Below are 14,397 nucleotides of genomic sequence, written 5' to 3' on the forward strand. Positions count from 1 at the left end.
CATAAGACAATACTAGTATTATCGCGAACTCAATTCGTACGATTTAAACCAATTATCGAGGTGGCTTATGTATGAGCTATTATCATTTTGAAGCACCGCCGCTGCCTTCTTACTATATTTGCGGGGAACAGATCATAAAAAAAGGGGATGCCCACGCTGCCCGTTCGAACATCGGCGTTTTCGATTTGCTTATCGTGCTGGAAGGATCCCTGTACATGGGAGAGGAGGATCGTCAGTGGGAGCTGCAACAGTGGGACATGCTTCTTCTTCGCCCGGACGCTCATCATTACCCTTTCGCGCCGTGCAGAGAAGAAGGGCGCTTTTTCTGGATGCATTTTCAAGCCGGTTCACGGTGGAGCGAAGCAGAAGCGCAATACCCGGAAAAACCATTGCCCATCGACAGGAGTCACGCTGAACATTTCGGCACTACCTACTCGCTTTATTTCCCGAAATACTGGTCGATTAGAAGAAAGGGCGAGGTTGAAAAAGAAATGAACGCGCTGCTGACTTCAAACAGCAGGACGTCGATGATGAACTGTTGGGAGCAACAAGCTGCTTTTCACCGGATGCTTCGGATCATAAGCCAAGAAACTCACGAGATGCGTGCTTCAGCCGGTCTGCATTTAGTCGAGAGAGTAACGGAGTATCTTCGGAACCGTTATAAACAAGCCATAACCAATGAAACGTTAGCTGACGAGTTCCACTTCCATGCCGTATACATGACTAGAACCATGCAACGACATCAGGGATGCACGCCGCTCCAATACTTGATGAAAGTCCGTATCGAACAAGCCAAATTGCGGTTAGTAAACACGGACAGCAGCATTGCGATGATTGCCGAAGACGTGGGGTTCGAGAGTAACACATACTTCACGCGGTGTTTTCAAAAGATGGAACACAAAACGCCTAGCGAATATCGGAATCAATTCAGAGTTTAATGCCGAAGGTTTTGTTTGGAAATGAAAAAGCACTCCCGAAGGAGTGCTTGAAGAAAGGACCTATTATTCATAAGAAGAGTTTTCTAAATCATAAACGGAATACCCTTTTTCATCGATATACTTATAAATCTTATCCATTTCCCTTATCGCGACGGTTCTATTCGAGAATCTTCCCACTTCATTTCCATCGGCTAATATAGCCCATCTTCCTGAAGAAGTTTCCGCAATAGTCAGACTTTTAGTGAAGTAAATGGCCGTCCCATCCTGCGATCGAATAAACATCTTTATCACGCTCCCTTATATTCTTCGCAAGGAAGAGATCTCCTTTATTGCCTGGGAATAGTGTCAACGGGAAGCAAGGAGGAGAAGAACGCGATATCGAATCTGATTCCAAGCGCGGTCAGAATCGCCGGAGAGAAATTCGCTAAGGCTGTTTAGCGATCCTTATGGGAAACTGGGGTAAGGTTACGGGGTAAATTGGTTTTCTGGTTGACCGGAAATCATGAATGCAATCGAATTGTATACTTCAACCACTTCGTTATTTCGAACGCTTAATTCGGAAGAAAACTCCGCTCTCATATGAGCCAGAAGCTCTCGGCAATGTCTTATTTTCTCCTTTTCGGAGAACTGTGAATGATAAATTAAAACCGCATTCTCCAAATATTTGGATGCCGGGCGATTCATATTTGCTGCCCCCCATGCTAAGAACTATTCAATAAATAACCATTTTAAAGCCTAATCAAACCTTCGTATGTTTAAATCCCAATGAAACCGGCAGGTGATCGTTTGACCCTGTGCCGCGCAACGTAAGTAAACTATCGTTCGCAGTTTAGGATTCTGCCATCGCATTGCCCGCAAGATCGTCAAGAACATTGAATTCGCGTTGCGACGAACAAGCTCGTTATCTCTATTAGGAGAAAGGCCGCCCAGCAGCCTTTGAACCTCTTATTCCTTTCAGGATGATCAGCAGCGGCCGGTTGGTTCTTGCTGAAGATAGCGTCGTTTAATTGGTTGACGGCAGGAGCAACGCGGGACTGCCGCAGGGGGATACATCTGTCATGAAGTTCGGCATGCGGCAGAAGCTGCCGACGCACAACGCGAATTCGGGCTGAGCTCTATCGCCTAACGGTTGCCAGCGTCGCTATTCCTCAGAATATACCGCTAAATAAACCCTAACGATTGCGATGGACGCTATTTGCCGTTTAAGCACTGATTAGCACGGCAAATCTTACAACTAAGCCTCCTGGCAACCATTAGCGAGATAAATGGGGCATTTTGAGCCGATTAGCGAACTGTACAACCGTTAGCTGCAGGATGTTGAGGTTGAGCGTTATTTCACAAGCATGACGGGCTTGCATCGGTAAGTCGCATTGGCAAATTGCATCGGCAATTGGCTTCGGCTGCATCGGCGGTTGCTTCGGTGGTTGCATTGGCAATTGGCTTCGGCAATTGGCTTCGGTTGCATCGGCAATTGGCTTCGGCGATGCATCGGCAATTGGCTTCGGTGGTTGCATCGGCAATTAGCTTCGGCGGTTGCATCGGCAATTCATCCGCATTCAACAACCCCACAGTTCCGCGCCATTGATATTCTCAACGTTCTGAGCCCGGGCTGCTTCAGCAGCCCGGGCTCAGTTGAGGCATATCCGCCCCCGTAAATCATGGCTTTCATATCCTTAGACGACTTAGAATTTATCGAATACGTAATGCACCAGGAAGTACAAAAGCCCGAAGAAGATGATAATGTAGGCGGCATACTTGATAAAGGTCGACGCAACCAAGCTGGAATCCGACCTGCGTTCAATGTGGCGTTCCTCGACGTCGATATCGCGATGTGTCATTTCATCCACGCTCCTCTTATAGCGAATGTACTGCCGTTAGGACTCTTTTACCCCGCAATCTCAATTGTCAATCAGCCAGGGCTCCTATGTTTATCATTTCATTCGCGGCGCTTGCCGGTTGTTATGTCTTGTCCTGCAGCCCGCACTATCCCGTCATGCCAAATAGGCGGCCTCCGATAATTCGGAAGCCGCCTCTTGCGTTGGAACAGCCGCGCCATGGCATCAAGTCGTCGATAATCCCTTAACGAACGCGTGCTCGATCAGGTGATTCAGCCCGACGTCCTTGCCGGACCATTGGCCATGAAGCATATCGACCGCCATCCTGCCCATCTCCAGCTCGTTCTGGCGGATATGGGTGAAGGCAGGCTTGTCGAACGGATCGGGCGGCGAGTCGAAACAAACGATTTCGACGTCATCCGGAATCCGCTTGTTCATGCCGGTCAGCACCTCCCGCAGCACCAGCGCCAGATTGTATTCGGCGGCGACGAATGCGGTCAGCTCGGGATTGAGCTCGACGAATTCGCGTACTCTCTCGATGTCCGTCTGAATATTCGCTTTGTCGGAAGAGCACGGCAGCGAGCTGCGAAGATTCGCCATCATATGCTGCGGCTTGAAAGGGATTCCGTTCCGAATCAGCGTCTCCGAGAAACCGGCGATCCGCTCCTCGACGGAGGACGTGTTGTCCGAAGGCACAGATATGAAGCCGATTTCCTTATGTCCGCGTTCCAGCAGATGCATGGTCAGATCGGAGACGGACTTCTGGTTATCCGTATATACCGAACATGCGGCGATGCCTTTCAAGTAACGATCGACGAGGACGAGCGGGAATTTGTCCAGCACGAGCCGCAGCAGCGCCGTATTGTAATGCTCGCCGTGCACGGGGAAGATGATGAATCCGTCCACGCCCAGATCGATAAACGACTGGATCGCGGATTCTTCGACCTCGCGGCTGTCGTAGGTCAGCTTCATGAGCATGCGGCAATTCGTCTGGGAGCAGCGCTCTTCGACGCCGTGAATCAGCTGCGATCCGTACGATTCCGCGAATTCGGGAAGAATCAGCCCGACCAGCTTCACGGATTCAGCCGGAGCATCCGACCCGGGATCCGCAAGATTCTCATACAGCACTGTTTCTTCGGATCCGGGCAGGACTTCCGACACATAAGAGCCTTTGCCTCTGATCCGTTCGACCAGCCGATGCTGGGCCAGCGTTTCGAGCGCCTTCTTGGTCGTAATCCGGCTAACGTTGAACTGATCCGCCAATTCATTCTCCGAAGGCAGGCGGTCGCCGCTCTTGAGCTCGCCGTCTTTTATTTTCTGGAACAGATGATTGTAAATTTGCTCATATAGAGGCGCCTTCATGTGTGATCATCCTTTAGGAATCATGTTATACCAACTATACATAATTAGTTTCTTGATTTCAACGTTAATTTTCACGACGTTAAAAACTGATTTTCTTAGGTTTCCTTAACCAAATAACTGTAATAACGCGCCGAGTGCGCATTTGTCCTGCATGGAGGGATGAATTGATTCGTTATTGTCTTACTTGGTTGGTATATCAATATAAAAAATATGTTGACATTATATTTTTCCGAATGATATGCTCGCTCACGTAACCAATTCGCATACCGAATGCACCACGATCAACTGTTAAGGAGTGGGACGATGTACGAAACTGTCTACCGCACGATCGAGGCCATCTCTTCCTCGCTGAAGGAAATCGATCCTCATTTGGCGGATGTATTCCAAAATTGCTACCCGAACACGCTGCAAACGACGGTGGAGCTGCTGGACGACGGCACGTCCTTCGTCATTACGGGAGATATACCGGCCATGTGGCTGCGGGATTCATCGGCGCAGATCCGTCCCTATATGGAGATGGCGAACGAGGATGCCGATCTTCGCCGGCTCATCCGAGGCGTCATTCATCGGCAAGCGAAGTTCCTGCTTTTAGACAACTATGCAAACGCATTCAACAAGGAGCCGAACGACCAAGGGCATACCGGCGATCTGCCGCCGAAAGGGCCTGGCGTATGGGAACGCAAGTATGAGCTCGATTCGCTCTGCTACCCCGTTCAGCTGTGCGCGCACTACTGGCGGACGACCGGCGACCGCTCGGTGTTCAACGAAGACGTTCACGGGATGTTCAGGCAGATCGTCGCTACGATGCTGATCGAGCAGCATCATGACCAGCAATCCGGCTATTCGTTCCAACGGTTTCAATGTCCTCCTTCGGACACGCTGCCATTCGACGGCCGAGGAACGCGGACGAATTACACCGGCATGGTCTGGTCAGGATTCCGGCCGAGCGACGACGCCTGCAAGTACGGCTATCTGATTCCGGCCAACATGTTCGCCGTCGTCATCCTGCGCGACCTCGGGCAGCTGGCGCTCGAAATGTACGACGATGCCGACCTTAACGAAAGCGCTCTCAAATTGGCGGCGGAGATCGAATTCGGCATCGAGACGTACGGCAAAGTGCAGCATCCCGAATTCGGGACAATCTACGCGTACGAGACGGACGGGTTCGGCAACTACAATCTGATGGACGATGCCAACGTGCCGAGCCTGCTCTCCATTCCTTATCTCGGCTATCGTCCGTCGGAAGATCCGATATACCGCAATACCCGGGCATTCGTGCTGAGCCCGGCCAATCCGAGCTACTACTCGGGCACCTACGGACGCGGCGTCGGCAGTCCCCATACGCCTCCCGGACATATTTGGCCGATCGGATTGATCATGCAGGGCTTGACCTCGACCGACCCGCAGGAGCAGGAATCGCTGATTCGCACGCTCGCGGCTACGACGGCGGACACGAACTTCATGCACGAAAGCTTCCATCCGGACGATCCCGGCACGTTTACGCGGGAATGGTTCGCTTGGGCGAACAGCCTGTTCGGCGAATTTATCGCGCGCTGGGTCGGCGGGCTGACCGCCGCGGACCGGACCCCGAGCGGCTCTGTCTGATCTTCCTGTCGCTTTGATTTTCCGAACATGCTGGTTACCTCAGCGCTCTTATTTATCCCATTGCTCTGCGTTTCGATCTGCATATAGACGGCTGCATGCCGGCTTCCGCCGGCCGCAAGCCACCCTGACGCCGCAAGGCGATCATGAAAGGAGGAATCCGTTTCTATGAAGACATCACGCCGATACAATCGCTTCGAATGGGTGAAAGGCTACCTGCACATCTCGCCTTCCATTATCGGCTTCGGCATCTTCGTCGCTTATCCGCTCATCATGTCCATCTACTACGCCCTGACCAAATGGGACGGCATCAACAAGCCCGAATTCGTCGGGTTCGACAACTTCAACTATTTGTTCACGGTCGATCCCGTCTTCTGGAAAGCGCTTCGCGTCACGTTCTATTACGTGCTCATCAACGTGCCCGCTTCGTTGATCGGCGGCCTGGCGCTTGCCATGCTGCTCAACAAGAAACTGCCGTTCATCCGGTTCTTCCGTACGGCGTTCTACCTGCCAACCGTGCTTCCGATGATCGCGACCCTCACGTTGTGGAAATTCATCTATCATCCGCAGTACGGACTGGCCAACCGCGTCCTGCATCTGTTCGGTTCCCCGCCGGTCAACTGGCTCAGCGACGAACGGCTGGCGCTGTTCTCCGTCATTCTTGCCGGGTTGTGGCAAATCGGCGGCGGCATGATTATTTTCCTCAGCGGCCTGCAGTCCATACCGCAGGATTTGTACGAAGCATCGGGCATGGACGGCGCCAGAGGCTGGGCGGTATTCCGCAACGTCACGCTGCCGCTGATCGCCCCCATCCTGTTCCTGCAGCTCATTCTCGGCATCATCGGCTCCTTCCAATCCTTCGCCCAAGTGCAGGTCATGACCGGCGGCGGACCCAATTACGCGACCGAGCTGCTTAATTTCAAGATCTACGCCGACGTCTTCAGCTCGAAAATGTTCGGTTACGGCATCGCCGAGGTTTGGATCCTGTTCCTGATCATCATGCTCTTCACGGTCATCACGTACCGTTATTCCAACCAGTTCGTTCATTACGAAAACGACAATCGATAGGAGGAGACCTCTAGTGAAGACTGTATATTCCGCTCCGGCCGTGACGAACGCCGGTCGCAGCAGGCGCAAGATCCAGCCTGTGAACAGCATCCGGATGGTGGTTCTCCTGATCGGTACGGTCGCCATGCTGTATCCGCTTCTGTGGGTCGTCACCATCGCCTTGAAGGGCAACAACGATATTTTCACGACCACGCCGCAATGGTTTCCCAAGGAGTTTCATTTCGAGAACTTCGTCGAAGGCACCAAGCAAATCCATTTCTGGCTTACGTTCAAAAACTCGATGATCATAACCGTCATCAGCACCGTCGGCCAGGTCGCCAGCTCCATCGTCGTCGGCTACGGCCTGTCGCGCCTTCGTTTTCCCGGCCGCAAGCTGTGGTTCAGCAGCTTCATCGGCAGCATGATGCTGCCGGGCTTCGTCGGTCTCGTGCCCGTCTTCTATCTGTTCTCGCAGCTCGGCTGGTACAATACGTGGCTGCCGCTGATCGTGCCTTCTTATCTCGGCAATCCGGCCTTCACCTTCCTGTTCATTCAATTCTTGAGCACCATTCCGAAGTCGTTCGACGAGGCGGCCAAAATGGATGGCGCCGGCGACACGCAAATCCTATGGCGCATTCTGGTACCGATGTCGCTGCCCGTCGTCGTAACGATGATCATCTTCGCGTTCAACGGTTCATGGAATCAGTACCTGGAGCCGCTCATCTATCTGGTCGATCAGAATAAATGGACGCTGTCCGTCGCGCTCGCCTCGTTCGCATCCAATTGGTCGACGCAGTGGAACTATTTCATGGCCGCGGACCTGCTCTACATGATGCCGCTGCTCATCATCTTCTTCTTCGGCCAGAAGTATTTTATGCAGGGTCTCGGGTCGGTCAATTCCGCCGGCTTGAAATAAAACAAACCTAGGGAGGTCTTTCTATGAAAGCGATTAAAATCGGGACGACACTAACGGCATTCTTGCTGGTCGCGGGCATGCTTTCCGCTTGCGGCAACTCAGGGAACGACAATACGGGCAATACGGGGAACACGCAGAATGCGGGCAATGCGAAGAACGAAGGCAATGCGGGCAACAAAGGCGATGCCGGCACGGAGAAGGCGGAAGTCACGCTGATGACGTGGGAATCGCAAGACATGAACAACAAGATCATGGAAAGCATGAAAAAGTTCGAGCAGGAGAACCCGGGCATCACCGTCAAGCTCATGCCGGCTCCTCTCAGCGATTACGGCACGAAGCTGAACGGCATGATTACCGCCAAGCAGGCGCCGGATATTTTCCAATTGGGCAACGACATGCTGGTTTCGTACCAAGCCCAGAACCTGCTGTACGATTGGACGGAGCATGCGAGCGCGGACGCGGACTTCATGAACGGCTTCTATCCGGGCGTCATGGACGGGTGGAAGGTGGACGGCAAGAACTTCGGTCTGCCGGGCCTGCTGAATACGTACGGCATTTTCTATAACAAGCAGCTGTTCAAGGACGCCGGGCTTACCGAGCCGAAGATCGGCTGGACCTACGATGAATTCTTCGCCGACATGAAGAAGCTCTCTTCCAAGAAAGACGGCGTGCAGCAATACGGCTTCTACTTCCATCCGGATCCGTTCACGGTCTCGCTGTACGCGGCTTCCGCAGGCGGCGCTCCGTTCGCCGACAGCCTGCTGAATCCGACGAGCGCCACGGTCAGCCCGCAGTTCGTCGAAGGCGTGACCCGTTATCAGCAGGCCATTGCCGAGGGCTCGATGAACCCGGCGACCTTCGACCTGTCCACGATCATGGGACCGTTCAAGGACGGCAAAGTAGCGATGACGTACCAAGGCCAATGGATCGCGGACGATCTGATCCGCAATGCGCCCGACCTGCAATGGGGCTTCGTGCCGATGCCCGTCGTGACGACGCAGACCGAAATCTATGACGCCGTCGGCTGGGCTACCCCGGTCAGCACCAAGAATCCGGACGCGGTTTGGAAAGTTCTGAAATACCTGGATTCGACGATGTACAAGGACGTGCTGCCGCAAACGCCGGTCGCGCCTTCCGCTTTCCAAGCTTCGGCCTCTTCCTATTACGATACGCTCAAAGCAGCCGGCCATCAGGATCTGGCTGACGGCATCGACCATATCTTGAAATCGCCTACGACGCAGCCGGTCCGCTTCCTTACGGCATGGGCAGGCAAAGCGAATCCGTTCATCGATACCGTATGGAACAACGTGCTGAGCGGCAAGGGCGGCGAGAAAGAACTGCAAAGCATGGCCGACAAAATCAACAAAACGATTAAAGCCTCTTAATCCGCCAAGCCGGCACGACTTGAACGCGCATGACTTAGGCGGGCACGACAACACAGGAGTAGACAGCTGCAAGCGCTGCTCCTGTTTTTTTTACCCCTTTAAGGAGGTGAACCGGGGAGCCGGCACTCGCTGCGCGGGAAATGCATCGCTAACACGACTAATGGAGGTTCAATAAATGACGCTGAAAACGAACGGCAAGTTATGGGTATGGACGACGGCGGCTGCCGTCACACTCGCTTCATGGTCCGGTATCGGAGCTTCGCAAGCCCATGCATCGACCGAAACGACCGGTCATTCGGTGACGGCATCCTTCAATGCCGCGGATGCGGATACGGCGATGAAGGCATTCAATCGGACGTTCTGGGACTCCGCCGCCAAGTTCTTCTGGTCGAATTCGAATCAAGGCACGTCGTACCAAGGCTTCTGGGTGGAGGCTGAACTGTGGGAAATGGTCATGGACGCCTACGAACGCACTTCCGATCCCGAGCTGAAAGCGCAGCTGCGCCAGCAGATCGACGACGTCTTCGACGGCACCGTCGCCAGCTACGGGCCGGACTGGACGAATAATCATTTTAACGACGACATTATGTGGTGGGCGATGGCAAGCGCGCGCGCCTATAAGATAACCGGCGAACAGCGCTACTTGGACAAGGCCAAGTACTACTTCGATTTCGTGTACGATACGCAGTGGGACGACGGCTTCGCGAACGGCGGCATCTGGTGGATGAACAGCGACCACTCGACCAAGAACGCCTGCATCAATTTCCCTGCCGCCGAAGCCGCCGTATTCTTATATAACGCCACGAAAGACGACCATTATTTGGATGCCGCAACGCGTATCTACCGCTGGAGCAAGACGGTGTTGACCGACGGCAGCGGCAAAGTGTTCGACCGGATCGAAGTGAAGAACGGCGTTGCGCCGGATGCGACACATTACAACCAAGGCACGTTTATCGGCGCGGCCGTAGGCCTGTATAAGATCACCGGCAACGGCGTCTATCTCGACGATGCGATCAAGGCGGCCGATTTCACGGAACAGCATCTGGTCGACGGGAACGGCGTGCTCCGCTTCGAAGGGCCGAACGGCGACTTGAAAGGCGGCAAGACGATCCTGCTTCGCAACCTGGCTTATCTGCAGCAGGCGGTCAATGAACGACAGGACGACAAGACCGCCGCTTTCGCCGGCCAATTCAACGAGTGGCTGACGTTCAATGCCAACGCCGCTTGGCATAATCGCAACGCCAACAATATCGTCGACGGCAACTGGGGCGGACAGCTTCTGGCCGGCACCTATGAATCGTGGTCGTCCGCCGCTGCCGTCGAAGCGCTTACCATCCTGCGGCCCGGAACCTCGACGCTGCAAGATACGGCTCGGGATGCATACGCAAGAACGGAGACGGAAACGTACAACGTCGGCAGCGGCTTCGGCCTCGAAGGCAGCGGAGACGGCACGCTCCAATTGGGCGGTATCCAATCCGGCGGCTTCGCCGCCTTTACCAATGTCGATTTCGGCAGCAGCGGCGCCGTAGGGATGATCGCCAGAGCGTCCAGCGCGACGGGCGGCGGCAATATCGAAGTCCATCTCGATTCGCTTGACGGTCCGAAGGCCGGCACCTTGAACGTACAAGGGACGGGCAGCTGGAACACGTTCTCCGACGCGACGGCCGTCCTGAAGGACGATCAAGGCCAACCGAGCACGATCACGGGCGTTCACGATGTCTATCTCGTCTTCAAGAAGACGAACGACGATTACTTGTTTAATTTGAACTGGTTCAAATTCACGACGACGGATCCGACCAAGACCGATGCTTATGCCCGCTTGAAAGCCGTCCATGCGGACGGCAGCGGAGGCTTGACCGCGAATACGAACAAGGGCATCCTGGACGGCATTCATGACAATGCCTATGCCTTCTTCAAAGGGATCGATCTTGGCACCGGCGCAGCCGGAATAACGGCGCATGTCGCGAGCGGCGGTCAAGGCGGCTCGATCGAGGTGAAGCTCGACAGCCTGAACGGACCGACCGTGGGAACGCTCGGCGTTCCGGCGCTCGGAGGCTGGGATAGTTGGGTCGATCTCATGTCCAATATCGACGATACGCAGGCAAAGGGCATTCATGACGTGTATCTTGTGTTCCACGGAACGGACGGTTCGGACTACCCTTGCAACTTGGACTGGTTCACGTTCACGACCGTGAAAGGCAAAGCGCGCGATGCCTACGGCAAGCTGGAAGCCGAAAACACGACGGGCGGCACCGGCTTCGGCACGGAGAACGGCGGCGGACAGACGTACCTGGCCGGCATCAATGCGGCGACCAATCCATACGCGATGTATAACTATATCGACTTCGGGGATACGAGCCCGACGCAAATGAATGTCAATGCAGCCAGCGACACAAGCGGCGGCACGATCGAAGTCCGGATCGACAGCATGAACGGACCGATCATCGCGTCGGCCCAAACGACCGGCACCGGCGGCTGGCAAAAATTCGCGGTCACTGCGGCTCCGGTTACGACGCCGGTGACCGGCAAGCACATCGTGTTCCTCCTGTTCAAGGGGAATGGCTACCTGTTCAACGTGGATAAATTCACGTTCGGCGATCCGGCCGTGTTCACGGCGCCCGACGTCCCTCCCGTTACGGTGCCGGACGGCATCGCTCCCGGCGAGGTCGAGAACGTGCAGGTCATTCGCGATAACGGCGCCGTTCGGCTGTATTGGGATGGACCGTACGACATTGACGCGACGCAAGTAAAACTTCAGCCTGTCAAGGGCGAGCAGCCGGCCGGCGAACTTCTGACGGTAGGCAAAGGGATCCAAAGCGCCGCATGGTCCGATCTTGCCGATGCCACGGCGATCGTAATCAAAGCCGTGGATGCGTCCGGCAACGTATCGAGCGGAACGACGGTCAACCTTGCGGATTATCCGGCGTTCACGCTGACGGCGGACGGGTCGGTCCTGAAGGACGGCGCGACGGTCGAAGACGGCGCACTGCTTCGCTTCAAGGCGGCCGATCGCATAGGCGCGATCAAATCGGCCGCCATCGCGTTCGATGGCCATACGTATGCGGTTCACTCCCCGGCGGATCCGACCGTCGATATCGATCTCGCCAGCATGTCGGGCGCCAAGTCGGCCGTCATTACGATCGAGGACGTGAACGGCAGCACGCTGCGGCAGACATTTGCTTTCACGGTTACGGTCAGCATCCACTCCATGCAGCAATTGATCGACCGCTATCAACGTTCGGAGCAGCTGCGCGGGGCGTTGGTTTCGCAGCTGACCAATGAGCTGGACAAGGCGCAACGTATGCTTGACGGCCAGAAACGGGATCAAGCGAGCAAAGCGATCCAGGATTTCGTGAAGCATCTCAATAATAAGGCCCAAAGCGGCTCGGTCACCGCGGATGCCAAAGCCGTGCTGAACAAGGATGCCGAGGCCGTTATTCAGTCCTTGAAATAACGGATTTCTTGGAGAACTGTATGGCTGAATGGCTAGAAATATTCAGACGCGGATAGGGAAAATGCTCGAAGCGTAATGATCGAAGCGTAATGATCGAAGCGTAATGCTCGGAGCGTAATGCTCGGAGCGTAATGCAGCATGACAAAAAAGGAGCAGGGATTCGTCCCTGCTCCTTTTTTGATGGATGCGCAGAGGCATCGAGCGCTCTGATTGCTGAGGTTTGCTTGAAAAGCTGCTAGGCTGCAGCTTTTCGGCGCGTTTTAGCTTCGGCGACCTTCAAAAGCTGCTAAATTGCAGCTTTTCAGCACAATTCACCCACGCGGAGCTCCAAAAGCTGCTGTACTGCAGCTTTTCCGCACATTTTACCCGTGCAGAGCTTCAAAAGCTGCTGTACCGCAGCTTTCCGCACATTTCACCCGCGCGGAGCTCCAAAAGCTGCTGTACCGCAGCTTTTCCGCATATTTTACCCGTGCAGAGCTTCAAAAGCTGCCGTACTGCAACTTTTCCGCAACTGCTGTACCGCAGCTTTCCCGCACATTACACCCGCGCAGAACTCCAAAAGCTGCTGTACCGCAGCTTTTCCGTACAGTTCACACGAGCGGAGCTTCAAAAGCTGCTGTACCGCAGCTTTCCGCACATTTCAACCGCGCGGAGTTCCAAAAGCTGCTGTACTGCAGCTTTCCCGCACATTTTACCCGTGCAGAGCTTCAAAAGCTGCCTTACTGCAGATTTTCCGCACATTTTACCCGAAACGGAGCTTCAAAAGCTGCTGTACCGCAGCTTTCCCGCACATTTCACCCGCGCAGGAGCTTCAAAAGCTGCTGTACCGCAGCTTTTCCGTACACTTCACACGAGCGGAGCTTCAAAAGCTGCTGCACCGCAACCTTTCCCGCACATTTCACCCGAAACGGAGTTCCAAAAGCTGCTGTACTGCAGCTTTCCCGGACATTACGCCCGCGCAGAACTTCAAAAGCTGCTGTACCGCAGCTTTCCCGCGCATTTCACCTGCGCGGAGCTTCAAAAGCTGCTGTACTGCAACTTTCCCGCACATTTCGCTCGCGCGGAGCTTCAAGAGCTGCTGTACCGCAGCTTTCCCGTGCATTTCACCCGTACGGAGCTTCAAAAGCTGCTAAACTGCAGCTTTTCAGCACATTTCACCTGCACGGAGCGTCAAAAGCTGCTCCACCGCAGCTTTCCCGCACATCACCCGCGCAGAACTCCAAAAGCTGCTGCACCGCGGTTATGCAGCACAGATCGCCGCCCGTCCAGCAGCTCCCAGCACGAAAAGACACTGCCGCCAAGCAGTGTCTCTTCGCATTGCAGAGGCAGCTAGGCTCCGCCGCCGCTTGTACTTCTCGCTTCGCTTCTACTCTTCTCCCTCTTCCGTCAACCGGTCGCATGACACGGTCTGCGTGTTAAGCGGATCGGAGCCGACCTGCACGGTCGCCATGCCGTTCGTTTCATCCACGTTTTCTATCCACACGGACTTCTCGCCCAAGTGAACGGCAAACGTATCCTTCGAATTGTATATTTCCATCGCGCGTTTGGTATCCATAATTACTCCTTCGATTCAACTGCCATCGTGTCCGTGGTGGATTCTTCGATCAGCCCATTGTTCAACGTCACCGTGCCCCCGCCCAGTCCCTCGTTCACCATGCGGTCGATGTCCATGAAGTAGTCGTCGCGGCCTTCGTGCCGCTTGTCGTTGTTAGACCCCGTCGGGGAATTTCCTGCTTCGGTCATCAGGAATCCGCCTCCTTCTCGATGATTGATGGTTGTGCTAACGAAAATATGCCCGAAACCGCTTAGGCTCATGCATTCGGGGGAAGACTGAAGATACAGGAATCTTCAGGCAAGA

General features: G+C 54.6%; 12 protein-coding genes. 7 read left to right on the forward strand and 5 right to left on the reverse strand.

Annotated elements, in window-relative coordinates:
• The first annotated feature begins 71 nt into the window (after window positions 1-71).
• A complete protein-coding gene (locus GT003_RS13865; RefSeq protein ID WP_161698648.1) occupies window positions 72-938 on the forward strand; it encodes an AraC family transcriptional regulator in 867 nt (288 codons plus the stop codon).
• Window positions 939-1,001: 63 nt separating this feature from the next.
• On the opposite strand, the gene GT003_RS13870 is transcribed toward GT003_RS13865, so the two are convergent.
• From GT003_RS13870 to GT003_RS13875, 3 genes are all read right to left on the reverse strand, one after another.
• Entirely contained in the window at window positions 1,002-1,220 is a 219-nt protein-coding gene (locus GT003_RS13870; RefSeq protein WP_161698650.1) for a hypothetical protein, read from the reverse strand.
• A gap of 1,400 nt (window positions 1,221-2,620) precedes the next feature.
• The gene (locus GT003_RS32140) at window positions 2,621-2,776 is read right to left on the reverse strand and encodes a hypothetical protein (protein ID WP_170312231.1); all 156 of its coding nucleotides are present in this window, start codon (window positions 2,774-2,776) and stop codon (window positions 2,621-2,623) included.
• A gap of 222 nt (window positions 2,777-2,998) precedes the next feature.
• On the reverse strand, window positions 2,999-4,135 hold the full coding sequence (locus GT003_RS13875; RefSeq protein ID WP_161698653.1) for a GntR family transcriptional regulator: 1,137 nt from the start codon (window positions 4,133-4,135) through the stop codon (window positions 2,999-3,001).
• 303 nt (window positions 4,136-4,438) lie between these two features.
• Between GT003_RS13875 and GT003_RS13880 the strand changes: the two genes are divergently transcribed.
• The 6 genes from GT003_RS13880 to GT003_RS13905 all read left to right on the forward strand — a co-directional run bounded on the left by GT003_RS13880 (window position 4,439) and on the right by GT003_RS13905 (window position 13,872).
• Window positions 4,439-5,740 (forward strand): glycoside hydrolase family 125 protein, encoded by a 1,302-nt coding sequence (locus GT003_RS13880; protein WP_161698655.1) that lies wholly within the window; start codon window positions 4,439-4,441, stop codon window positions 5,738-5,740.
• A gap of 165 nt (window positions 5,741-5,905) precedes the next feature.
• On the forward strand, window positions 5,906-6,805 hold the full coding sequence (locus tag GT003_RS13885; protein WP_161698657.1) for a carbohydrate ABC transporter permease: 900 nt from the start codon (window positions 5,906-5,908) through the stop codon (window positions 6,803-6,805).
• 13 nt (window positions 6,806-6,818) lie between these two features.
• Window positions 6,819-7,700, forward strand: coding sequence for a carbohydrate ABC transporter permease (locus GT003_RS13890; RefSeq protein ID WP_338045903.1), 882 nt, complete (start codon window positions 6,819-6,821; stop codon window positions 7,698-7,700).
• 23 nt (window positions 7,701-7,723) lie between these two features.
• Entirely contained in the window at window positions 7,724-9,085 is a 1,362-nt protein-coding gene (locus tag GT003_RS13895; protein WP_161698659.1) for an ABC transporter substrate-binding protein, read from the forward strand.
• 175 nt (window positions 9,086-9,260) lie between these two features.
• On the forward strand, window positions 9,261-12,539 hold the full coding sequence (locus tag GT003_RS13900; RefSeq protein WP_161698661.1) for a carbohydrate-binding protein: 3,279 nt from the start codon (window positions 9,261-9,263) through the stop codon (window positions 12,537-12,539).
• A gap of 220 nt (window positions 12,540-12,759) precedes the next feature.
• Complete coding sequence (locus GT003_RS13905; RefSeq protein WP_161698663.1) at window positions 12,760-13,872, forward strand: hypothetical protein; 1,113 nt, start codon at window positions 12,760-12,762, stop codon at window positions 13,870-13,872.
• Window positions 13,873-13,905: 33 nt separating this feature from the next.
• Here the strand turns inward: GT003_RS13905 and GT003_RS13910 are convergent, their stop codons facing one another.
• Both GT003_RS13910 and GT003_RS13915 read right to left on the reverse strand, forming a co-directional pair.
• On the reverse strand, window positions 13,906-14,094 hold the full coding sequence (locus GT003_RS13910; RefSeq protein WP_161698665.1) for an H-type small acid-soluble spore protein: 189 nt from the start codon (window positions 14,092-14,094) through the stop codon (window positions 13,906-13,908).
• 2 nt (window positions 14,095-14,096) lie between these two features.
• Window positions 14,097-14,282 carry a hypothetical protein gene (locus GT003_RS13915; RefSeq protein WP_161698667.1) on the reverse strand — a complete coding sequence of 62 codons (186 nt, stop codon included), beginning with the start codon at window positions 14,280-14,282 and terminating at the stop codon, window positions 14,097-14,099.
• Window positions 14,283-14,397: the final 115 nt, after the last annotated feature.

The organism is Paenibacillus sacheonensis (genome assembly GCF_009909195.1).
Taxonomy (GTDB): Bacteria; Bacillota; Bacilli; order Paenibacillales; family Paenibacillaceae; genus Paenibacillus_Z; species Paenibacillus_Z sacheonensis.